Raw genomic sequence first — 22576 nt, forward strand, 5'->3', positions numbered from 1 at the left:
TCAGCGTCCCAGCAGCGGCAGCGTCGCCCGGGGCAGGTCGAGGTCACCCTGCGCCAGCGACGCGAACCGGATGGCGAACGGTTGCCAGACGTCTTCGAGGTCGGGCAGCACCGACGCGCAGGCGCCGACCACCGCCTCCTCGGACAGCCCCAGCTCGGCCAGCTCGGTGGAGCCGGCCGCCCAGTCGGCGATCATCGCCTCGTCGCACTCGATGTGGAACTGGAGGCCCCAGGCCCGCTCCCCCAGCCGGAACGCCTGGTTGGGGTAGTAGGTCGAGGCGGCCAGCAGGGTCGCGCCGCGGGGCAGCTCGGTGACTTCGTCGCTGTGCCACTGGAGCACGTCGGGCGCGATCGGCACGAAGCGGAACAGCGGGTCACGGTCGGCCGCGTCGCGTTTGGCGACCAGGGCCGGGCCGATCTCGGGGCCGGAGGCGCTGCGCTCGACCGTGCCGGCGTGCGCGGTCGCGAGGAGCTGGGCGCCCAGGCAGACGCCGAGCGTCGGCAGCCCGGTGCGGACCGCCTTGCGCAGCAGGCCCTCGACCTTGGGCAGCCACCAGCCGTCGTAGCCCCCGTCGTCGTCGGGGTAGGCCCGCTGCTCGCCGCCCATGACCACGAACGCGTCGTAGCCGCTCAGGTCGTCGGGCAGCTGGTCGTCGTCGTAGGGGCGGAGCACCACCTGCTCCAGGCCGCCCTCGGTGAACCAGTCGCCCAGCCGGCGCAGGTCGTCGGTGGGGTCATTTTCGATCACGAGCGCGGTAGCCACAGCTCGACCTTATCGGGAGCTAGGCTCCGCTCGTGCACGCGATCAAGGCACCTGCCCTGCAACCCGGCGACGCCGTGATGCTGGTCTCACCGTCGGGCCCGACCCGCCCGGAACGGCTCGACCGGGGGCTCGAACTGCTGGCCGGCTGGGGGCTGCGGGCGGTGCCCGGGCCACACGCGTACGCCCGCGATGGTTATCTCGCCGGCAGTGACGCGGACCGCGCGGCCGACCTCAACGCCGCGTTCGCGGACCCGGAAATCCGGGGTGTGCTGTGCACCCGGGGCGGCTACGGCGCCCAGCGGATGGTCGACGCGATCGACATGGCCGCCGTCCGCCGCGACCCCAAGGTCGTCGCCGGCTTCTCCGACATCACCGCGCTCCAGTTCGCGCTCTGGCGCGGCGCCCGGCTCGCCGCGGTGCACGGCCCCGGTCTCGCCTGGAACGACGAGCGCACGCCGGCCGCGTCGGCGGAGTCGCTGCGCGCGGCGCTGATGACCACCGACCCGGTGACGGTCAAGACCATTGAAACGGAAGACACGGCGGGGGTACGGGTGCCCGGCATCGCCGCCGGCCCGCTGCTCGGCGGCAACCTCTGCCTGATCACCTCGTCGATCGGCACAGCGGACCTGCCCGACCTGACCGGCGCGGTGCTGCTGGTCGAGGAGGTACAGGAACCGCTCTACAAGATCGACCGGATGTTCACCCACCTGCGCCGGTCCGGCGCGCTCGACGGCCTCGCCGGCGTCGCGCTCGGCCAGTTCACCGACTGCTCCGACGACTGGGGCACCGGGCTGGTCCCGATGCTGCTCGACCGGCTGGGCGACCTGGGCGTGCCGGTGCTCGGTGGGTTGCCGATCGGCCACGGCCCCGGCCAGCTCAGCGTTCCGGTCGGCGCACTGGCCACGGTGGACGCCACCGCGGGTGTGCTGACGGTCGAGGCCGCGGTCGGCTGAACGGCCCTTATCGTCCCGCGCGTAAACGGACGGGTCCCCACGTCCTTGATCGACGTGGTGGAATGCCCGGGGCCCGATTCGCGGTGCCCGCGAGCGCCCGAACGGGAAGGCAACGGCATGAGCGAGCGGCCGACAACGACGGGTTCGCCGTCGCGGGCATCCATCTGGGCGAAGGTGGGCCTGGTCATGGTCCTGCCGGTCGCCGCGACGGCGGTGCTGGTCACCAACGGGCTGCTCGACCACGCCGACACCGCGAAGCAGGCCGACCAGGCCGCCCGGCTCGCGCCGGTGGTGCAGGCGTCCGGTCAGCTCGTCGAGGGCCTGCAGGACGAGCGTGCGAAGGCGGCCCTGCTGCTCGCGTCGCCGTCGGCCGGGCAGACCCGCGCCGAGGGCGCCTACGACGAGGCGCGCTCCGCCGTCACCACGGCGGCCGCTGACTACACGGCCCGGCGCACCGCGGTCGGCGAGGTGCCCGCCGACCTGCTGATCACGCTCGACCGGATCGACAGCGGGCTGCGCACCCTGCCCGACCTGCGCACAGCCATCGCCACGTCCAAGGTCGCCTTCACCGACGCCACCCGCGGCTACGACGCCATCGTCGAGAACCTGCTGCGGCTTCGCGACAGAGCGGCCCAGGTGGCTGTCGACCCCGCGCTCAACCAGCGGATGCGGGCGGCGGCCGCCATCGCGCGCGGCAAGGAACACCTCTCGCAGGAACGGGTGACCGTCCTGCAGGGCTACTACTCCGCCGGCCTGTTGAACCCCAACCTCAAGACCCGGTTCATCGCCGCGCAGACGGGCTGGACACAGGCGATGGAGGCGTTCTCCGCGAACGCCACCGAAGACGAGATGAACCAGTTCAAGGACACCGTCACCGGGTCCAAGCTGCGCGAGGCGGCCGCGTTCGCCGGCTGGGTCGCCGCCAGCATGCCGGCCAGCGGCGATCTGTCCGGTGCGCCGTTCAACATCGACATCTGGGACAGCGCGCTGTTCAACAACGGCACGCTGGTCCGTCAGGTCGAGCGGCAGCTCGACAGCGCGGTCGTCGACGGCGCGGCCACGGCCCGCGACGACGGGAAACGCCAGGCGCTGGTCGAGGCCGGCGTGCCGCTGGCGATCCTGCTGCTGGCCATCCTGCTCGCCGTGTTCGTCGCCCGGTCGATGACCCGGTCGCGGCGCGACCCGAGCGACGGCGCCGTCGTCGCGGACGGCCCGGTCGACCCGGACCGCCCGTTGGCCACGACGGCGTCCAGCAACCGCGGCTAGGCGATGCAGGCGGCGACGATCAGCGCGACGCCGAAGTGGCTGGCCGCGCTGACCTTGGCCGCCGGGTGCGGCTGCTCGTCACAGATGATCTCGCCGAGGTTGCCCGGCGTCAGCATGTCGAGCACCAGGAACGCGACGCCCATCAGGACGATACCCAGGATTCCGAAGAGGACGGTCGAGGCGAGGCCCTGGCCGAAGTCGGTGTAGCTGGTGATGATCGCGGTGAACACGATCACCGCGATGCCGAGCTGGTTGGCGGCGAGCAGCAGCGACGCGTTGCTGTTGCGCTGTAGCCAGATCAGCTCGCGCAGCTTGCCCGGGGTGAGCATGTCGACCAGCATGAAGCCGGCCGCCATCAGGCCGATCCCGACCATGCCGTAGACGATGCTGTGCCAAGCGCCGGTGAACAGGTCCTCCCACATGGTGCGCGTCCTCTCCGGTCAGCGAAACCAGGGCCGTCGATGCCACCGACGTGGCGTCGAAGGGACGATAGCGCGATCATGCAAGTCAGGAAATGCCCGACCGGGCCGTCACAACCAGCCGTTCTGCTCCGCGATCCGCACGGCTTCGGCCCGGGTACGCGAGCCGGTCTTGCCGATCGCCGCCGAGAGATGGTTGCGCACGGTGCCCTCGGACAGATGCACGACACCGGCCAGGTCGGCGACCGTGCCACCGTCGCGCGCGGCCCGCAACACGTCGGTTTCCCGTGCGGTGAGCGGGCTGCGACCGGCGACCAGGGTCTCCGCGGCCAGCGACGGGTCGACCACGCGCAGGCCGGCGTGCACCCGGCGGACCGCCTCGGCCAGCTGCCGGGCCGGGGTGTCCTTGACGACGAAGCCGCTGGCGCCGGCCTCCATCGCCCGCCGGAGGTAGCCGGGTCGCCCGAACGTGGTGACCACCAGCACCCGGCAGCTGGGCACCGCGCCGGCCAACTCCGCCGCCGCGGCGATCCCGTCGCCACCGGGCATCTCCACGTCGAGCAGGGCCACGTCGGGTGCGGTGCGCCGGGCGGCGTCGACCACCTCGTCGCCGCGGCCCACCTCGGCGACGACCTCCAGGTCGGGTTCGAGCGACAGCAAAGCGGCCAGGGCGCCGCGGACCAGGGCCTGGTCGTCGGCGATCAGCACCCGGATGGGTGCCTCGCGGTCGGTCACGCGGGCACGCTCACACGCAGCACGAAACCGGAGCCGGACCCGTCGGCGGCGCGACCGACGGAGAGCTGGGCGCCGCACGCCTCGGCCCGCTCGCGCAGGCCGCGCAGCCCGGAGCCGCCGTGCTCGCCCTCTTCGCTCGGACCGCGGCCGTTGTCGGAGATCTCCACCCGGTCGGGGCGGACGCTGATCACGCAGCGGGTCGCGCCGCTGTGCCGCACCACGTTGGTGACGCCCTCGCGGACCGCCCAACTGAACAGCGTGCCGCGCGGCTCCGGGACGTCGGCGACCGAGCGCGGGAGCTTCGCGTCGATGCCGGCCGCGGACAGGGCCGACCGGGCGCTGGCCAGCTCCTCCTCGAGGCACACCTCGCGGTAGGCGCCGACCGTGCGGCGGATGTCGGCCAGCGCCTGCCGGGCCAGCTTCTCCAGGTCGTTGATCTCGGCCTCGGCGCGCTCCGGGGCGACTGGCAACAGCCGGCCGGCGAGCTCGGCCTTGATGGTGATGACAGTCAGCGAGTGGCCGAGGATGTCGTGCAGGTCGCGGGCGGCGCGGGCGCGCTCCTCCGCGACGGCGAGCCGGGCGATCTCCCGGTTGGCCGCGGTCAGCCGCTGGTTGTGGTCGATCATCCGGGTCACGCCGAACATCGCGAACGCGGCCAGCACGATCGAGAAGAACAGCGCGTTCTCCGGCTTCCAGGCCGGCACCAGCTCGGGCAGCACCAGCGGCAGGGCGGCGCACCCGCCGACTACCGCCACCGCCGCGCGGGGCGGCAACACCATGATCGACGCGGCCGCGATGTAGACCAGGCCCACCATCCAGTCGCCGCCGGCGGCCGGGATCGTCGCGAGCGCCAGCGCGAACATCACCGCCAGCCAGGCCAGCGCCTTGCGCAGCCCGCCGTCGCGCTGTTCGAGCCGCATCCGGCGCATCCAGAGGAACACCAGGATGTAGCTCAGGCCGAACGCCACCTCCGCGCCCAGGCTGAACCACTTCGCGAACCCGTCGGGGTGGCGCAGGATCGTGCCCAGAGGCTGGCTGAGGTAGAACAGCCAGATGCCGCCGAGCACCCAGCCGAAGCCGCGCTGGAAGAACGGGCTCGGCAGCGGCACCCGAGGGCCGTAGGTGTGCATCCCGGGGACCTCGGCCGGCCGCAGCCGCCGCTCGTCGTCCTCGTCCGGACGCGCCGACGCCGGCCCGGCAGGAGCCGGGCCGGTCGTCGGGGACGTCGCAGTCATGCCAGACACGCTAGCTCCGCTCAGACCCGCGCGGTATCCCGGCGGAACAGCAGCGCGGCGCCGAGGCCGAAGCCGGCCGTCCAGAGCACCACGTTGAGCACCGCCACCCAGCTGAAGTCGTGCGTGAGGGGGCTGCGGGCGATCGAGCCGACGCCGTACACCGGAGTGAACTTGGCGATCGTCTGCATCACGTGTGGCAACACCTCGAGCGGCACGAACAGGCCGCCGAAAAGCGCGAGCAGCGCGAGGATCGGGCCCATGAATTGCATCACGTTCTCCGCCGGGGCCAGATAGCCCACGAAGAGCCCGAGGGCGGCGAAGACCAGGGAGCCGAGCCAGGCGCCGAGGCCCGCCAGCAGCCAGACGTGTGCGGGCATCCGCACGCCGCCGATCCCGCCGACGATGAACTCGACGACCACCGAGAGCAGGCTCAGCGAGAGCGCGGAGAGGACCTTGGTGGCCACGTATGCCGGCGGGCGCAGCGGGGTCAACCGGAGCTGGCGGCTCCAGCCCTGGGCCCGCTCCACGGCCACCGCGCCACCGGTCGCCGTCGAGGCGGTCATCGCGCCGTACACGGCCAAACTGATCATGATGTACGCGATCGCCGCGGCGCTGTTGGCCTGGTCGATGTTCTGGCCCTTCTGCGGCAGGCCGAAGAGCAGGAAGAACACGGCCGGCATGACCAGGATGAAGAAGAGGCTGCGACGGTTACGCAGCACCCGGCGGATCTCCAGGGCCAGGTAGGTCAGCGAGAACCCACCCATCGGCGGGCGCCGGTCGACATCCGTGCGGGTCAGGGTGGCGGCGGTCATCGGGCTTTCCCTTCCAGGTCGACGTCTTCGCCGCTGGTCAGGGCCAGGAAGGCGTCCTCGAGGTTGCGCGAGGTGATCTCCAGATCGCGGGCCGGCGTCTGGGTGAGCAGGTAGCGGGCGACCCCGTCGGAGTCGCTGGTGTGCAGCAGCACCGTGTCGCCACGCACCTCGGCGCGGTCGACGCCGGGCAGCGCGGCCAGCCGCACCTCGTCGGCGTCGGGCAGGGTCGCCCGCACCTGGCGGCCGGCGGCCAGCGCCTTGACCTCGCTGGCGGTGCCGTCCGCGACCACCTGGCCCTTGCGGATCAGCACGATCCGGTCGGCGTACGCGTCCGCCTCTTCCAGATAGTGGGTCGCGAACAGCACCGTGCGGCCGGCCTGGGCGTCGGCGCGGATGGCGTTCCAGAAGTCGCGCCGCCCCTCGACGTCCATCCCCGTGGTCGGCTCGTCCAGCACCATCAGGTCCGGATCGGGCAGCAGCGCCAGCGCGAACCGGAGCCGTTGCTGCTGGCCGCCGGAGCACTTGGCCACCCGGCGGTCGGCGATGTCGGCGATGCCGGCCCGCTCCAGGACCTCGGCCACCGGCCGGGAGGTGCTGAAGAAGGACGCGGTCATCCGGACGATCTCCTCGACCGTGACGTCCTTGAGCAGGCCGCCGGTCTGCATCACGGCCGCGATCTTGCCGCGGTTGATCGCCTCGGTCGGCGTGTGCCCGTAGACCTCGACCGTGCCCTCGGTGGGGCGGGCCAGGCCGAGCATCATGTCGATCGTCGTGGTCTTGCCGGCCCCGTTCGGGCCGAGAAACGCGACCACCTCGCCCTGCTCGATCCGCAGATCGAGCTGGTTGACGGCGGTCACCGCGCCGAACTTCTTGGTCAACCCCCGCAGGAGTACGGCCGGAGCGCGGGTCCCCGTGGACTGGCTCGCCGCCAGCGTTTGCGTTTGCATGAGATCACTGTTGTCGGTGGCACCGCTTGGGGCTCGGGCCGCGCGTCACGATGCCACCGTGACAAATGTCAGTGATCTAGAGGGCGCCGAGGTAGCGCTCCCGCTCGTAGGGGGTGACCTCGCGGCGGTATTGCTCCCACTCGGCCCGCTTGTTGCGCAGGAAGTAGTCGAAGACGTGCTCGCCGAGCACTTCGGCCACCAACTCCGAGCCGGCCATCACGTCGATCGCCTCGGACAGGTTTTCCGGCAGCGTCTCGTAGCCGGCCGCGCGGCGCTCCGCGTTGGACAGTGCCCACACATCGTCTTCGGCGCCCGGCGGCAGCTCGTAGCCCTCTTCGATGCCCTTGAGGCCGGCGCCCAGCATGATCGCGAAGGCCAGGTAGGGGTTGGCCGCCGAGTCGATCGACCGCACCTCGACCCGGGCCGAGTTGGGCTTGCCGTAGGCCGGGACCCGGACCAGCGCGGAGCGGTTGAGGTGACCCCAGCACACGTACGCCGGTGATTCGGTGATCCGGTCTGGCAGTGCCTGCGGGAACAGCCGCTTGTAGGAGTTGACCCACTGGTTGGTCACGGCGGTGTATTCGCGGGCGTGCACCAGCAGGCCGGCGATGAACGCGCGGGCCACCTTGGACAGCTTCATCGGGTCGCTGGCGTCGTGGAACGCGTTGCGCTCGCCCTCGAAGAGCGACAGGTGCGTGTGCATCCCGCTGCCGGGCTGGTCGGTGAACGGCTTGGGCATGAAGGTGGCCTGGACGCCGTGGCTGAGCGCCACCTCCTTGACCACGTGGCGGAACGTCATCACGTTGTCGGCGGTGGTCAGCGCGTCGGCGTAGCGCAGGTCGATCTCCTGCTGCCCGGGCGCGACCTCGTGGTGGCTGAACTCGACCGAGATGCCGATCCGCTCCAGCGCCAGCACCGCCTGGCGGCGGAAGTCGCGGGCGACCGCGTGGGTGGTGTGATCGAAATAACCGCCGGCGTCGACCGGGACCGGCACCGAGCCGTCGTTGGGGCCGTCTTCGAGCAGGAAGAACTCGATCTCGGGGTGGGTGTAGAAGGTGAAGCCCTTCTCCGCCGCCCGGGACAGCGCCCGCCGCAGCACGTGGCGCGGGTCGGCCCAGGACGGGGTGCGGTCGGGCAGCAGCACGTCGCAGAACATCCGGGCGCTCTCACCGCTGACGCCGCCCTCGAAGGGGAAGACCTGGAAGGTCGTGGGGTCGGGCATCGCGATCATGTCGGACTCGAAGACCCGGGCGAAGCCCTCGATCGCGGAGCCGTCGAACCCGATGCCCTCGTCGAAAGCGGATTCGAGCTCAGCCGGCGCGACCGAGACGCTCTTGAGGGTGCCGAGCACGTCGGTGAACCACAACCGGACAAACCGGATGTCGCGCTCCTCCAGCGTACGGAGCACGAACTCCTGCTGACGATCCACGGTCAACCCCTCTGAGCTGCATGTGTGCTAGCCGACCAGTGTTGCTCGGTCTCGTTACGCCAACGTTACGGTAGGACGATGCCCGCCGATGCACAGCCCTCTACGGGTTTGCGGGTCCGGACGGCCGTGCTCGCGGATGGGAGGATTGAGGCATGCCCACGCTGCGCATAGCGCTCGCCCAGGTCAATCCGACCGTCGGCGACCTCACCGGCAACGCCGGCATCGTCCGGTCCACGACCCGCGCCGCCCGCGACGCCGGCGCGCGTCTCGTGGTGTTCCCGGAGATGATGCTCACCGGCTACCCGGTCGAGGATCTGGTCTTCCGCCAGTCGTTCGTCGCCGCCTCCCGGGCCGCGCTGGAGCGGCTGGCAGCCGATCTCGACGGCGACGGGCTGGGCGATACCCCCGTCGCGGTGGGCTTCCTCGACGCCGACGGCCCGCCCGCGGTCAACTCGCCGACCGACCCGTCGGCCGGCGCCCGCAACGCGCTCGCGGTCCTGCACCGGGGCCGGGTCGTGGCCCGCTACTTCAAGCACCACCTGCCCAACTACGGCGTCTTCGACGAAGACCGCTACTTCGTGCCCGGCAACACCCTGGTCGTGGTCCGGATCGACGGCATCGACGTGGCGCTGACCATCTGCGAGGACATGTGGCAGGTCGGCGGCCCGTTCGCGGCCGCCCGGCGGGCCGGGGTGGGCCTGGTGCTCACCGTCAACGGCAGCCCGTTCGAGCTGCACAAGGACGACACCCGGCTGGCCCTGGTCCGCCGCCGGGCGGCCGAGGCCGACGCGACGATCGCCTACCTCAACATGGTCGGCGGCCAGGACGAGCTGGTCTTCGACGGCGACTCCATGATCGTCGCCCCCGGCGGCGAGGTGCTGGCCCGCGCGCCGCAACTCGCCGAGCACCTGCTCATCCACGACCTCGACCTGCCGCTCGGCCTGCTCCCGCCGCCACCGTCGACGCCGGCGCTGGCCGCGCACAGCAAGGCCGAGCTGGTCGGCGACGAGATGGGCATCGAGCGGGTGCACGTCTCCGACCCGCACCCGGCGCTACCGGCGACCCCGCTCCAGGGCGGCCTAGCCGGGCGACTCTCCGACGAGGCCGAGGTCTGGAATGCCCTGGTGCTGGGCCTGGGCGACTACGTGCGCAAGAACGGCTTCCGGCAGGTCGCGCTCGGCCTCTCGGGCGGCATCGACTCGTCGGTGGTGGCGGCGATCGCGGTCGACGCGATCGGCCCCGACGCGGTGATCGGCGTCTCGATGCCCAGCCAACACTCGTCGGCACACTCCCGCGAAGACGCGGCCGAGCTGGCGAAGCGCACCGGCCTGGAATACCGCGTCCACGAGATCCAGCCGATGGTCGACACGTTCCTGACCGGGATGTCACTCTCGGGCCTGGCCCTGGAAAACCTGCAAGCCCGCGTCCGCGGCGTGATCCTGATGTCGATCTCCAACCAGGAGGGCCCGCTGGTCCTGACCACCGGCAACAAGAGCGAGCTGGCGGTCGGCTACTCCACCCTCTACGGCGACTCGGTTGGCGGCTTCAACCCGCTCAAGGACGTGCCGAAGACGCTGGTCTGGAAACTCGCCCGGTGGCGCAACGACGAGGCCCTGCGCACGGGCGAGGAACCACCGATCCCCGAGCGTTCGATAGAGAAGCCGCCGAGCGCGGAGCTACGCCCCGGTCAGCTCGACAGCGACTCGCTGCCCGACTACGACGAACTCGACTCGATGCTGCTGTCCTACGTCGACGGCGACCAGGGCCGCGCCGACCTGGTGGCGGCGGGCCACGAACCAGAGGTCGTCGACCGCGTCCTACACCTGGTCGACCTGGCCGAATACAAACGCCGCCAGTCGGCACCCGGCACCAAGATCTCCATCAAGGCCTTCGGCCGCGACCGCCGCCTCCCCATCACCAACCGCTGGCGCGAAACCGGCTGACCGCCGGTGCGCGGGCACGCTTCGCGTGCCTTCGCACCAACGACCCCAGGCGTTGGAAACCCACGGCGAAGCGCGAGTCCGCCCTTTGTCGGGCCGCCGTCTGGCGGTGGATTGCCATTCTCATGGGCGGCCTCGCCGGCCGTGGTCTCAAATAGGTTCCGGGATGGTGGGTAAACCAAGGCCGCGAGCGCGCCGGAACCGGAATCGGAACCGCGGCAGCAGCGAACGCCGGGGCCGGGGTTGGAACCGGGGGCGGGGCTGAGGTTGGAGTCGGGGCTGAGATCAGGGCCGGGGCTGAGGTTGGAGTCGAGGCCGAGGCCGGGGCTGGGACCAGGGCCGGAGCTGCGGCTGGAATCCGGGCCGAGGCCGGGACCGCCGCCAGGGCCGGGGCTGAGGTTGGAATCTGGGCCGGAGCCGGGACCGCCGCCAGGGCCGGGGCTGAGGTTGGAATCTGGGCCGGAGCCGGGACCGCCGCCAGGGCCGGGGCTGAGGTTGGAATCTGGGCCGGAGCCGGGACCGCCGCCAGGGCCGGGGCTGAGGTTGGAATCTGGGCCGGAGCCGGGACCGCCGCCAGGGCCGGGGCTGAGGTTGGAATCTGGGCCGGAGCCGGGACCGCCGCCAGGGCCGGGGCTGAGGTTGGAATCTGGGCCGGAGCCGGGACCGCCGCCAGGGCCGGGGCTGAGGTTGGAATCTGGGCCGGAGCCGGGACCGCCGCCAGGGCCGGGGCTGAGGTTGGAATCTGGGTCGGGGCCGGGGGCGCTGCCTGGGATGGGCTGTCGGGGGGTGACGCCGGGTGGTCGTCGTCTTTGTTGGCGGTCTCTTGGCGGCAGTTTTTCTGCGTATTCTCGCCTTTGGCAGAGGAATCGCGACGGAGGCGGCGTAGTCGCTCGTTATGGCGTTTGATCAGCCCCCACGCGCGGTGGCGCTCGTGCTCGCGGCGGAACTCGACCCCCGCGGGCGAATAGTTACGTGCGGCAGTCTGGTCACGCATTCCAGCCAATTCGGCCGAGGTGAACAACTGTAACTGCCGCATGCGATAATTGTCCCCCAGCCCACCGACAAATTAGTGCCCTCCATTGATGTTCGAGCATGCCGAAATTGCAGAGAGCACAAAGGAGGCCCGGCGGGTGCGACGCATCGAGGAGGGCGCGCCACTGACCTCTGGTGTGAAAGATTCCACGCTCGTCTCTCCCCCGGGGGCTGGCGGTGGGACCATCGGAGGGTGCCCAGGGACCGCACCGGAGCGGCCTTGAGGCGAGAGGAGAGCCGCGATGTCTGAGCAACCGTCCCTCTACGGCGGGCCCCCCAACCGCCGGGTTCGCACGCGTGAGCTGATCGCCGCCAAAGAGCGTGGCGAGAAGTGGCCCATGCTGACCGCCTACGACCAATACACCGCGGCGATCTTCGATGAGGTGGGCATTCCGGTGCTGCTCGTCGGTGACTCGGCCGCCAACAACGTGTTCGGCTACGAGACCACCGTGCCGGTGACCGCTGAGGAGCTGCTGCCTCTCGTCCGGGCCGTGGTGCGGGCCACAAAGCGCGCTCTCGTCGTGGGTGACCTGCCCTTCGGCTCCTACGAGGAAGGGCCGACCCAGGCCCTGCGCACCGCCGTGCGGTTCATGAAGGAAGGCGGCTGCCACGCCGTCAAGCTCGAGGGCGGGCGGCGCACCGCGGCGCAGATCGAGGCGATCACCTCGGCCGGCATCCCCGTGATGGCGCACATCGGGTTCACGCCGCAGAGCGAGCACGCGATCGGCGGCTACCGGGTCCAGGGCCGGGGTGACGCGGCCGACGAGGTGATCGCCGACGCGCACGCGGTCGCCGAGGCCGGGGCGTTCGCCATCGTGCTGGAGATGGTGCCGGCACACGTCGCCAAGCGGATCACCAACGAGATCGCCGTGCCGACCATCGGCATCGGTGCGGGGCCCGAGACCGACGCCCAGGTGCTGGTCTGGCAGGACATGGCCGGGATGCGCACCGGCAAGCTGCCGCGCTTCGTGAAGCGCTACGCCGACCTGCACGGCGTGCTGCGCGACGCCGCGGCGCAGTTCGGCGACGAGGTGCGCGGCGGGCAGTTCCCGACCTCAGAGCAGAGCTTCTGACAGCACCGCGCGCGCCGAGGCCAGCGATGGTCCATACCAGGTCAGGTGCCGACCGCTGATCAGCGCGTACGGAAGGCCCGGAAACGCCGATGGCCCGTCCGAGGCGCTGAACGCGTAGGGCTCGTCCGGCAGCACCAGTAGGTCCGCGCCCGCCGCCCGCAACTCGGCCAGCGGCGGGCGCGGATACCGCTCCGGCGCCGTCGCGTAGACGTTGTCGACGCCGAGCCGGGCGAGCACGTCGCCGGCGAACGTGTCGGCGCCGAGCACCACCCAGGGGCGCCGCCAGACCGGGATGAGCGCGCGGCGGCGTACCCCCGTGAAAGGCTCTGACCAGGCCTCTCGCGCGGACCGCAACCACGGCGGGTCGGCCCCGCCCAAGGCCGCCAGCAACCGCGCCAGCGAGGACAGCGCCGCGTCCAGGGTCCTCGGATAGGTCACCCAGACCGGCACGCCCGACGCCCGCAGGGCCTCGACGTCTTCCCGGCGGTTCTCCTCGGCATTGGCCAACACGAGATCGGGTACGGCGGCCCTGACCTGGGAGAGGTCCGGATATTTCGTGCCGCCGACCCGGAGCACGTCGAGGCCGGCCGGCTCCACACACCAGTCGGTGGCGCCCACCAGCACGTCTGGCACGGTCAGGGCGACCGCCTCGGTGAGCGACGGCACCAGCGAGACCACCCGGCGCGGCGGCCGCGTCAGCTCGACGGGCGTGCCCAGGTCGTCGTTCAGACGTCGGTCACCCGGAACCCGGCGTGCGCCTTGTAGCGCCGGTTGATCGCGATCAGGTTGGCGGTCAGCGCCTCGACCTGGTGCGCGTTGCGCAACCGGCCGGCGTAGATGCCGCGCATCCCGGGGATCCGCGCCGCCAGCGCCGCGACGACGCCGGCCAGGTGCCGGTCTTCGGTGCAGATCATCACGTCGAGGTCCATCGACTCGACCGCCGGGTCGGCCAGCAGCGGCGCGCTCACGTGGTTGAACGCGGCCGCGACCGTCGACTCGGGCAGCAGCGCGGCCGCCTGCTGGACGGCGCTGCCCTCGTCGACCAGCAGCGGGAACGGGCCGTGGCTGTCGAAGCCGATCGGGTTGACGCAGTCGACGACCAGCTTGCCGGCCAGCGGCTTGCGCAGCGCGGACACGGTGTCGCGGTGGCCGGCCCACGGCACCGCGATGATCGTGAGGTCGGCGGCGGCGGCCACGTCGGCGTTGGCGCCGCCCTCGACCGGGCGGGTGACGCCCGGCAGCGCGGAGATCTCCTCGGCCGAGGCGGTCGCCCGGGCCGCCTGGCGGGAGCCGATCAGCACCCGCTGACCCGCACACGCGAGCCGGTAGGCCAGGCCCCTGCCCTGGTCGCCGGTGCCGCCGATGATGGCGACCGACAAGGCGGAAACGTCGGGCAGCGCGCTGGGGTCGTAGGCCATGCTGGCATCGTCCCAAAAGATCACTTCCGGGTGAACAGCACCGTCCGTTTCACCGGGTCGGCGGTGACCAGGGTCACCCGGACCCGCTCGCCGAGCGGGAGGTCGCCGGTGCAGCGGGCGCGGACCGGCGGGTCGTCGAGCGCGACGGTGCCGCCCGGCTCGCGGCCGTTCGGCGCGGCCGGGGCGGGCGCGGTGCGGCGCGGGCTGTCGACGTCGGTCACCGCGGCGTCGAACGTCTCGCCGACCCGGTCCCGCAGCAACACGGCCTCCGTCAGGTCGACGGCGCCCCGGGCGGCCGCGTTCGACACCCGGTCGGTGCCGGTCATCGTCTTCGGCAGCTTCGGCAGCGCCTCCCGGGCCCACTCTGGCACTCTGACGCCGGCGGTGAGGGCCAGACAGACCTCCGTGGCATAGCGGTCGGCCAGCCGGCGCAGCGGGGCCGTCACGTGGGCGTACGGCGCCCCTACGCCGCCGTGCCCGGGCTGCTCCGGCGGGGCGCCATCGAACGCGGTGTAGCCGGCACCGCGCATGAGCTCGGCCGCCTGGTCGAGGAAGGCGGCGCCGCGCGGGTCGGCCGCGTCGACGCCGGCGATCACCCGGCCCACCGCCGCGCCGTCGGGCCACGGGATGCCCAGCGCGTCTGCCGCGGTGCGCAGGCGGCCGACGGCCTCGGGATCCGGCGCCGGCATCGTGCGGAGCAGGCCGATCCGGCCGGCGAGCATGATGCCCGCGGCGGCCACCCCGGTCAGCAGCGAGATCTGCGCGTTGTGGCCCTCGCTCGGCAGCGGGGCGCGGAGCACCAGCCGGTAGCCGTCACCGTCGGGTTCGATCTCCTGTTCGGGCAGCGGCAGGTTGATCGCGCCCCGGTCGAGGCCGCGCTCGGTGAGCAGGGCGCCGATCTCGGGCAGCAGGGCGATCGGCTCGGCCGCGGTGCCGGCGGCGAACTGGCCCTGCACGGTGTCGTAGTCGAGCTGCTGGCGGCTGCGCACCAGGGCCCGCTCCAGCGTGACGCCGGTGGTGCCGCCGTCGGCGTCGAGGTCGATGGTCCACAGCACGGCGGCGCGGGTGCGCTCCGGCAGCAGGCTCGCGGCGCCCTCGCTGAGCGCGACCGGGTGCAGCGGGATGTTGCCGTCGGGCAGGTAGATGGTCTGGCCGCGGCGCCAGGTCTCCGCCTCGAGCGCGCCACCCGGACGCACGAACGCCGCCACGTCGGCGATCGCGTAGTGGACGCGATAGCCGCCCGGGCGGCGGGTCAGGCACATCGCCTGGTCGAGGTCGCGGGACCCGACCGGGTCGATCGTGACGAACGGGATGTCGGTGCGGTCGGGCCGGTCCGGCAGCGGTGCCGCGGCGGCGTCTTCCGCCTCGCGCTGCGCCTCGGGCGGGAACCTGTCGGGCAGGTCCAGCTCGCGACGCAGCGCGGCGAAGTCGAAGTGGGGCGCTCGGACTCGTCGGGTCACCACCGGTACTTCATACCAGTCGCGAGCGCCCCGCTTCGTGCTGATCGTGGTCCGCTCCTGCGGACCGGCTGCTAACTCTGACTATCGAGCGGACTTGCGGGCGGTCGTCTTGCGCGGGCTGGCCGCCTTGCGGACCGTGGTCTTGCGGGCCGTGGTGGTCCGCTTGGCCGCCGTCTTACGGGCGGTCGTGGTCTTCTTGGCGGTGGTGGCCCGCTTGGCGGGTGCCTTCTTCGCGGTAGTCCGCTTCGCCGGTGCCCGCTTGGCGGCCGTCTTGGCGGTGGTGGCCCGCTTGGTGGCCGTCTTGCGCGCGGCGCTGGTCTTCTTCGCCGTGGTCTTCCTGGCCGTCGTCTTCTTCGCGGCGGTCTTCTTGGCGGTGGTGGCCCGCTTCGCGGGGGCCTTGGTGGCCGCCTTACGCGCCGTGGGGCGCGTCGTCTTCTTCGCCGTCGCCTTCCTGGCCGTCGTCGTCTTGCGCGCGGTGGTCTTCTTGGCGGTGGTCCGCTTCGCCGTGGTGCGCTTGGCCACCGTGCGCTTCGCAGCGGTGCGGGTGGCCGTGGTCCGCTTGGCGGCGGTCTTCTTCGCCGTCGTCTTCTTCGCCGTCGCCCGTTTCGCGGGCGCCTTCTTGGCGGTTGCCCTGGTGGTCACCGTCTTACGCGCGGGTGTCTGCGCGGAAACGGTCTTCCTGGCGGTGCCCGAGGCGCGGGACGCGCTCGACCGCTTGGCCGCGGTGGTCTTCTTGCCCGCCGCGCGTTTCGCGGCCCTCGGTGTCTTGGCCTTCAACGCTTCGGCCATGTCGGTTTCCTCCTTGCGAGACGTGCGTCGGGTCCGGCTCCGTCGCGGAGACCGCGGAGTTGCTCGCCGTGACGAGTGCCGCGGCGCCTACCTCTCCTCCCCTGCCCAGCGGCGGTCCTCTTCGTCCCACGCCTCGTTGCGCTCCTGCACGGATTGCAGGGCGTTCTCGGCATCGGCCTTGGACCGGTAGGGACCGAGCACGTACACCGCGGGGCATACGTCTTTATCGGTCTCGACCCTGTGATGACGGGTGCACCAGAAGTACTCCGTCCCACGTCCGCTGTCGCTCATGGGATCACTGTGCACCGCAAAACGGCCAAGCGCCACCGTTTCACACAAAAAGAGGGGGTCCCATCCACTGTAGACCGGCTACGTCGGGAAGGGACTGAATCGCGCGTGGCGTGTCCCTACCGCGTGAAGGGCGCTGATTCTGTCCGATTTTTCGGCTGTAACATACAGTCATGAACGCGGACGACTCCGTCATCGGCCGGATCGAAACCGAAGTGGCGCTCCTCATGCGCTTCGGCGAAGCGACCCGGCGGGCCACCCCGGTCGAGGCACACCGTTCGTTGGACCGCGCGGCCTACGTGATCCTGCGACACCTCGACGAGGCCGGCCCCTCCAACGTGTCCGCGCTCGCCGCCCGCCTCAACCTCGACGGCTCGACGGTCACCCGTCAGGTGAGCGCGATGGAGCGCGACGGCCTGATCGCCCGCGAACAGGACCCCAGCGACGGCCGCGGCACCCTGGTCTCGGCGACCCCGGCCGGGCTGCGCCGGATGGGCGTGGTCCGGGAGGCCCGCGCCGTCCTCTATGACGACATGCTCAAGGAGTGGTCCGACCGCGACCGCACCGAGCTCGCGACGCTGTTGAAGCGCCTCAACGAGGCCCTGTCGGCGCGCAGCCAGTCCCGCCCGCGCTCCTGACCCTCCACGCGGGGCATACTGCCCGGCATGATGACGCTGATCGCCGCGGACGGCGCCCGGACCGAGGATCCCGATCCCGCCACGATCGCGACGGCGCTGCGGGCGCTGACCATCGAGAACTGGTTCGTCATCCTCGAGGAGAATGACGACACCTTCATGCAGGTGGCGGTCAAGCCGGACTGGTTCGCGCTGGAACGGCGGGCCGGCGGCGACGAGACACACGTGGGCGCCGAGGTCGCGACGATCGACGAGATAATCGAGGCGTTCCAGGCGTACGCGCGGCAGGACCCGGACTGGATCTCGCGCTTCACCTGGGCCCGGGTCAGGCTGTAGGTAGGTATCCACCCGGCCGTCCCGTCCGTGCCCGTTCGACTGATTTCGGTCCTTGGTGGACGTTCGGCTGTCCTCCCGACACCCAGGGTTCGCTAGCCTGGCGATCTGATGACCGCGTTCGCACCGCGCCACTATCCCGGCGTGATGGTGTCCAGCACCTTCCAGGACTTCGTCGCGCACCGCGAGGTGCTGATCCGGGTGATCGCCGGCCAGGGACTCCATCCGGTCGCCATGGAGCAGGACAGCGCCCGCCCGGCCGGCACCGTCATCGACTCCTCTTTGGAGAAGGTCCGAGACGCGGCGGCGTACGTCGGGATCATCGGTCATCGCTACGGGAACGTGCCCGATTCGGCCGACCTCAATCCTGCCGGCCTGTCGCTGACCGAAATGGAGTTCCGCGAAGCGCGCCGCCTGGGCCGGCCGATCCTGCTCTTCGTGATGGGCCCGGACCACGAGGTGAAGCCGAGCGCCGTGGAGATCGACGCCGCGAAGCTGGCCAAGCTGGCGGCGTTCCGCGAAGACGCGAAGCGCGTCGATCCCGACTCGCCGGTGCACCGGATCTACAAGGTCTTCAACAGCCTGGGCGAGTTCGAGGTCGCCGCGACCCAGTCGGTCGCCGAACTCCGCCGGCTGTTGGACACGCCGGCGGTGGCACCGAGGCCCTCGGACGGGATACCGACCCCGCCGAAGCTCTACGCCGAGCCGCACTACATCGGGTCACACCGGTTTGTCGGCCGGGCCGCCCAACTCGACACGCTCACCGACTGGGCCGCGACGGCCGACCCGCACCCGCTGCTCCTGTTCGAGGCCATCGGCGGCTCCGGCAAAAGCATGCTGACCTGGGAATGGACCACCCAGCACGCGCCAAAGGTACGCACTGACTGGGCCGGCGTCTTCTGGTACTCGTTCTACGAGAAGGGCGCCGTGATGGCGGACTTCTGCCGCTGCGCCCTCGCCTACATGACCGGCCAACCGCTCGACGTCCTGCGCCAGAAGCGCCAGCGCGAGCTGACCGATCAGCTGGTGCGCCAACTCCGGGCCCGACCTTGGCTGGTGATCCTCGACGGGCTCGAACGGGTGCTGGTGGCCTACCACCGCTACGACGCCGCCCAGCTTGCCGACGAGGAAGCCGGGCGCACGGACGAGATCGCCGAACGCGACCCGTGCACGGCCATCCGGCCGGCCGACGATGACCTGCTGCGCCTCCTGGCCGGCGCCGCCCCGTCAAAGGTGCTCGTCACGTCGCGGCTCGTGCCCCGGGTGCTGCTCAATGCCGCGAGCCAGGCAATCCCGGGTGTGCTGCACGAACGGTTGCCCGGTCTGCGTCCGGCCGACGCCGAGTCCCTGCTGCGGACCTGCGCGGTCCGTGGTGATTCCGCGCGGATGCAGGACTTTCTGCGCCGCCACTGCGACTGTCATCCGCTGGTCAGTGGCGTCGTCGCCGGCCTGGTCAACGACTACCTACCGGACCGCGGCAACTTCGACGCGTGGGCCGCCGACACCGCTCATGGCGGGCGCCTTGACCTCGCCGACCTCGACCTCGCGCAGAAGCGCAACCACATCCTCGCCGCGGCCCTCGCGTCGCTCTCCACGAACAGCCGGCAATTGCTGTCGACGCTGGCGCTGCTGCCCGAGGCCGTCGACTTCCGGACGCTGGAGGCTCTCAGCCCGCACCTGCCGGCCGAGCCGCGGACACCGACACCGCTACCGCTACCGGCGACAGGAGCCCAGGACTCGCGCAGGGAGAAGGAGCGACAACTGATCCGCGCGGACCATGCCGCGGCGGCCCGGACGCGACAGGCCTGGGAGGCACGCGACCGCGGGCCGGAAAAGGCCGCTCTGGCCCGCACCATTCGCGACCTGGAGCAACGGGGCCTCTTGCAGTTCGACCGGTCGGCCTGGCGTTACGACCTCCATCCGGTCGTGCGGGCGATCGCGTCCGCTGACCTACGTGGCTCGGACCGGGACCGGCTGGGACAGCGGGTGATAGACCACTTCTCCGGGAAACGCGGCCATCCCTACGATCGCGCCGAGACCCTGGATGACCTCAGCGCTCCGCTCACAGTGATCCGCACCCTGCTGAGGATGGGCCGGGTGCGCCAGGCCGCCGCCGCTTATGGCGGCGAACTGCGCGACGCACTGCTCTTCAACCTGGAGGCCTACGCGGAGATTCTGTCCCTGGTTCGGCCGTTCTTCGGCTCGTCCTGGAACTCGCCGTCACCGGAACTGGGTGACGACGACTTCGTCAGCCTCAGGTCACACGTCGCGACCGTGTTGTCTCTCGGCTTCGAGCCATCCCTCGCCCTGGAGATCTACGCGGCGACGCTGTCGGTCAACCTGGCCCAGGGTCAGTGGTCGCGCGCGACAAAGACGTTGATCAACACGGCGATCGCTTTCGAGGCGACGAATCGACTGGCCGCCACTCGACGCTATCTGCTGATCGCGCAACGGCTCGGCGACGAACTGGGCGACCGGGAACACATGTTCTACACGCGGATCAACCTGCTGGACGTCGCCATCATCACCGGACGGTTGACCGAGGCGGAAGAGTTGTGGCGGAGCATCAGCGCGATGAACCTGCCGTCATACCTCGGCATCCAGCGGCCCGGCGCCATCGAAACGTCGTACGCGACCCTTCAGTACCACCGCGGTCTGCTCGCCGAGTCGGATCTCGCCTCGGCCGAGGAACTCGCCCGCGGTGGCCGCAACCGCCCTGACCGACGCGCCCTGCACACTCTTCGGGGCCGCTGGCTGCTCGACCAGGGCCGCTACGCGGAGGCGGCAGACACGTTCAGCGACGCGCTGCAGATGGAACGTGAGACCACATTGGCCGCTCCGGAAGCCGAGGCGTGGCTGGCGCTGGCATCCGTCCACCTCGGACAATCCGCGGACGCGCGTGACGCCGCCGCCCGCATCTCCGCCCAGCTCCGTCCGCCGCACCTCCCGCTGGCGGAGCTGTGGCACGCATTGCGCGACCCGGAACGGGCGACCGCGCACGCATTGGAGGCATACAGATGGGCCTGGGCCGACGGCGAGCCGTATGTCCGACGGTTCGAACTGGACCGCGCCACGGCGCTGTTGACGACGCTCAACATCAAGGCGCCGTCGCTGCCGCCCTACGACCAGGTCCAGGATCCGGAGCTGCCGTGGACGGCGGAGATCGACCGAGCCATCGAAGAGCTTCAACGGCGACGCGGGACCGACACCTGACGTGCTTGACGGGCTACGGATCGACAGCCTACGTTTTGCGCACGCAACAGGAAAGAAGCCTTACTGTTTCTTCCCGACAGGAGTCCAGATGCGCAGAATTGTCGCCGTGGCGGCGGTAGCAACGCTCCTCGTCACCGCCCTCGGCGCGGCGCCCGCCTCGGCGCACGATCGTCAGGGGCAGAGTTTCCGGCAGGTCGGCTATTTCACCCAGTGGGGCATCTACGGCCGGGCCTTCCCGGTCAAGAAGCTCGACACCTCCGGCGCGGCCGCGCGGCTGACGCACATCAACTACGCGTTCGGCAACGTCAGCCCCGACGGCCGGTGCTATGTCGACGGTGCGGCGCCCGAGGGTGACTCGTGGGCCGACTACCAGCGGACGGTGCCCGCCGAGGAGAGTGTCGACGGCGTCGCCGACAACTGGGGCGAACCGCTCAACGGCAACTTCGGCCAGTTGCAGAAGCTCAAGGTCAAGCACCCCGACCTCAAGGTGCTGATCTCGCTCGGCGGCTGGTCCTGGTCCAACCACTTCTCCGACGCGGCCCTCACCGACGCGTCCCGCAAGAAGTTCGTCGCGTCCTGCATCGACCTCTACCTCAAGGGCAACCTGCCCAACCCCGACGGCAGCGCGGGCGGGCCGGGCACGCTCAAGGGCGTGTTCGACGGCGTCGACCTCGACTGGGAGTGGCCGGCGATGCCCGGTGACGTCGACAACGTCTACCGACCCGAAGACAAGCAGAACTTCACCAAGCTGGTCGCCGAATTCCGCAAGCAACTCGACGCGTACGGGCGTACCCAGAAGAAGCATTTCGAATTGACCGCGTTCCTCCCGGCCAACCCGGCGAACATCGACGCCGGCTTCGAGGTTCCCAAGGTCATGAAGAACCTGGACTTCGCGACCATCCAGGGGTACGACTTCCACGGCACCTGGGAAGCGACCGCCAACCAGCAGTCGGCGTTGCGCATCCCGCAGGGCGCCACCCTGCCCGACTTCTCGCTGGCCGACACGACCAAGGCGTGGCTCGACCGGGGCGCGCCGCGCGACAAGTTGGTGGTCGGCATCCCCTACTACGGCCACGGCTGGACCGGTGTGACGGGCGGGCGCAACGGCCTGTTCGGCACCTCGACCGGCGGCGCCGCGCCGGCCACGTTCGACGCCGGCACCGAGGATTACAAGGTGCTCAAGAACCTCGCCGGCACCGACGGCTACCAGGTCTACCGCGACCTGCGGGCCGGCACGGCATGGCTTTACAACGGCACCACCTTCTGGACGTACGACGACCCGGCGGTGCTGCTGCAGAAGGCGCTGTGGATCCGCAGTGAGCGGCTCGGCGGCGCGATGGTCTGGTCGCTCGACGGCGACGACGACAACGCCACCCTGACCCGCACGCTCCACCTGGGACTGTGGACCCCCTGACCTGCACAGCCGCTCGGCGCAAGTGACTCGCCGTTCGGCGCGTCGGCTCCGTAGAACGTCGAGAACTGTCGCACCGAACGGATAACCTCCGGCCGTCTAGGACCGCAAGGCATCGCGAGGCCTGCCTCGCGATGGCTGAGGACGCTGAATAATCCAGCATCCATGACGGCCGGAGGTTTGTCATGAGTGATCCGGAAGTGCGCGCTGAGGCCGCCCCGGCGGTGGCCCGCGCGAAGGACAAGAGTCCGTGGAACTGGTTGCTGTTCCTGCCGATCGTCGTCCCGCTGCTGACCCCGCTGTTCAATCATGACTCGCCGCGGGTCGGCGGCTTCCCGATGTTCTACTGGCTGCAACTGCTGTTCATCGTCCTCGGCGTAACGACGACCACCGTCGTCTACCAGATGACCAAGAAGCGGCGGTGAG

General features: G+C 70.9%; 21 protein-coding genes. 9 read left to right on the plus strand and 12 right to left on the minus strand.

Annotated features, from left to right (window positions below; translation table 11 throughout):
- A complete protein-coding gene (locus tag DFJ67_RS41425; protein ID WP_116075131.1) occupies positions 1-762 on the minus strand; it encodes a type 1 glutamine amidotransferase in 762 nt (253 codons plus the stop codon).
- 77 nt (positions 763-839) lie between these two features.
- On the opposite strand from DFJ67_RS41425, the gene DFJ67_RS41430 reads away from it, so the two are divergent.
- Positions 840-1715, plus strand: coding sequence for a S66 peptidase family protein (locus DFJ67_RS41430; RefSeq protein WP_116077276.1), 876 nt, complete (start codon positions 840-842; stop codon positions 1713-1715).
- Between the two features lie 117 nt (positions 1716-1832).
- A complete protein-coding gene (locus DFJ67_RS41435; protein ID WP_116075132.1) occupies positions 1833-2981 on the plus strand; it encodes a nitrate- and nitrite sensing domain-containing protein in 1149 nt (382 codons plus the stop codon).
- Here the strand turns inward: DFJ67_RS41435 and DFJ67_RS41440 are convergent.
- The 6 genes from DFJ67_RS41440 to glnA form a co-directional block, all read right to left on the minus strand.
- Positions 2978-3403 (minus strand): DUF350 domain-containing protein, encoded by a 426-nt coding sequence (locus DFJ67_RS41440; protein ID WP_116075133.1) that lies wholly within the window; start codon positions 3401-3403, stop codon positions 2978-2980. The two genes, DFJ67_RS41435 and DFJ67_RS41440, sit on opposite strands and share 4 nt — an antisense overlap.
- Positions 3404-3511: 108 nt before the next feature.
- Positions 3512-4135: a response regulator transcription factor gene (locus tag DFJ67_RS41445; protein ID WP_203783237.1), complete on the minus strand. Its 624-nt coding sequence runs from the start codon at positions 4133-4135 to the stop codon at positions 3512-3514.
- On the minus strand, positions 4132-5370 hold the full coding sequence (locus tag DFJ67_RS41450; protein ID WP_116075134.1) for a sensor histidine kinase: 1239 nt from the start codon (positions 5368-5370) through the stop codon (positions 4132-4134). Before DFJ67_RS41450 ends, DFJ67_RS41445 begins: the two co-directional genes overlap by 4 nt.
- A 20-nt stretch (positions 5371-5390) precedes the next feature.
- The gene (locus DFJ67_RS41455; RefSeq protein ID WP_116075135.1) at positions 5391-6182 is read right to left on the minus strand and encodes an ABC transporter permease; all 792 of its coding nucleotides are present in this window, start codon (positions 6180-6182) and stop codon (positions 5391-5393) included.
- Positions 6179-7129 carry an ABC transporter ATP-binding protein gene (locus DFJ67_RS41460; RefSeq protein WP_116075136.1) on the minus strand — a complete coding sequence of 317 codons (951 nt, stop codon included), beginning with the start codon at positions 7127-7129 and terminating at the stop codon, positions 6179-6181. The genes DFJ67_RS41455 and DFJ67_RS41460 overlap by 4 nt, the downstream gene beginning before the upstream one ends.
- A 76-nt stretch (positions 7130-7205) precedes the next feature.
- Positions 7206-8558, minus strand: coding sequence for a type I glutamate--ammonia ligase (gene glnA, locus DFJ67_RS41465; protein WP_116075138.1), 1353 nt, complete (start codon positions 8556-8558; stop codon positions 7206-7208).
- 152 nt (positions 8559-8710) lie between these two features.
- On the opposite strand from glnA, the gene DFJ67_RS41470 reads away from it, so the two are divergent.
- Together DFJ67_RS41470 and panB are read left to right on the plus strand one after the other, a co-directional pair.
- On the plus strand, positions 8711-10501 hold the full coding sequence (locus DFJ67_RS41470) for an NAD+ synthase (protein ID WP_116075140.1): 1791 nt from the start codon (positions 8711-8713) through the stop codon (positions 10499-10501).
- 1271 nt (positions 10502-11772) lie between these two features.
- On the plus strand, positions 11773-12603 hold the full coding sequence (panB, locus tag DFJ67_RS41475) for a 3-methyl-2-oxobutanoate hydroxymethyltransferase (protein WP_116075143.1): 831 nt from the start codon (positions 11773-11775) through the stop codon (positions 12601-12603).
- Here the strand turns inward: panB and DFJ67_RS41480 are convergent.
- The 5 genes from DFJ67_RS41480 to DFJ67_RS41500 form a co-directional block, all read right to left on the minus strand.
- Entirely contained in the window at positions 12586-13302 is a 717-nt protein-coding gene (locus DFJ67_RS41480) for a helical backbone metal receptor (protein ID WP_116077281.1), read from the minus strand. The genes panB and DFJ67_RS41480 overlap by 18 nt on opposite strands.
- Before the next feature lie 26 nt (positions 13303-13328).
- Positions 13329-14021, minus strand: a complete 693-nt coding sequence (npdG, locus tag DFJ67_RS41485) for an NADPH-dependent F420 reductase (protein WP_116077279.1) — start codon at positions 14019-14021, stop codon at positions 13329-13331.
- Between the two features lie 20 nt (positions 14022-14041).
- A complete protein-coding gene (locus tag DFJ67_RS41490; protein WP_116075147.1) occupies positions 14042-15484 on the minus strand; it encodes an RNB domain-containing ribonuclease in 1443 nt (480 codons plus the stop codon).
- A gap of 78 nt (positions 15485-15562) precedes the next feature.
- On the minus strand, positions 15563-16270 hold the full coding sequence (locus tag DFJ67_RS41495; RefSeq protein ID WP_116075149.1) for a histone H1-like repetitive region-containing protein: 708 nt from the start codon (positions 16268-16270) through the stop codon (positions 15563-15565).
- An 87-nt stretch (positions 16271-16357) separates the two neighbouring features.
- Positions 16358-16561 (minus strand): hypothetical protein, encoded by a 204-nt coding sequence (locus DFJ67_RS41500; protein ID WP_116075154.1) that lies wholly within the window; start codon positions 16559-16561, stop codon positions 16358-16360.
- 170 nt (positions 16562-16731) lie between these two features.
- Between DFJ67_RS41500 and DFJ67_RS41505 the strand changes: the two genes are divergently transcribed.
- The 5 genes from DFJ67_RS41505 (at position 16732) to DFJ67_RS41525 (ending at position 22575) form a co-directional block, all read left to right on the plus strand.
- Positions 16732-17196 carry a MarR family winged helix-turn-helix transcriptional regulator gene (locus DFJ67_RS41505; protein ID WP_116075156.1) on the plus strand — a complete coding sequence of 155 codons (465 nt, stop codon included), beginning with the start codon at positions 16732-16734 and terminating at the stop codon, positions 17194-17196.
- 27 nt (positions 17197-17223) lie between these two features.
- On the plus strand, positions 17224-17529 hold the full coding sequence (locus DFJ67_RS41510) for a hypothetical protein (protein ID WP_116075158.1): 306 nt from the start codon (positions 17224-17226) through the stop codon (positions 17527-17529).
- A 108-nt stretch (positions 17530-17637) separates the two neighbouring features.
- The gene (locus DFJ67_RS41515; RefSeq protein ID WP_116075160.1) at positions 17638-20739 is read left to right on the plus strand and encodes a DUF4062 domain-containing protein; all 3102 of its coding nucleotides are present in this window, start codon (positions 17638-17640) and stop codon (positions 20737-20739) included.
- A gap of 88 nt (positions 20740-20827) precedes the next feature.
- Entirely contained in the window at positions 20828-22153 is a 1326-nt protein-coding gene (locus DFJ67_RS41520; RefSeq protein WP_116075162.1) for a glycoside hydrolase family 18 protein, read from the plus strand.
- A gap of 182 nt (positions 22154-22335) precedes the next feature.
- On the plus strand, positions 22336-22575 hold the full coding sequence (locus DFJ67_RS41525; RefSeq protein ID WP_116075164.1) for a DUF3311 domain-containing protein: 240 nt from the start codon (positions 22336-22338) through the stop codon (positions 22573-22575).
- Position 22576: the final 1 nt, after the last annotated feature.

This window comes from Asanoa ferruginea (genome assembly GCF_003387075.1).
In the GTDB taxonomy this organism is placed as follows: Bacteria; Actinomycetota; Actinomycetes; order Mycobacteriales; family Micromonosporaceae; genus Asanoa; species Asanoa ferruginea.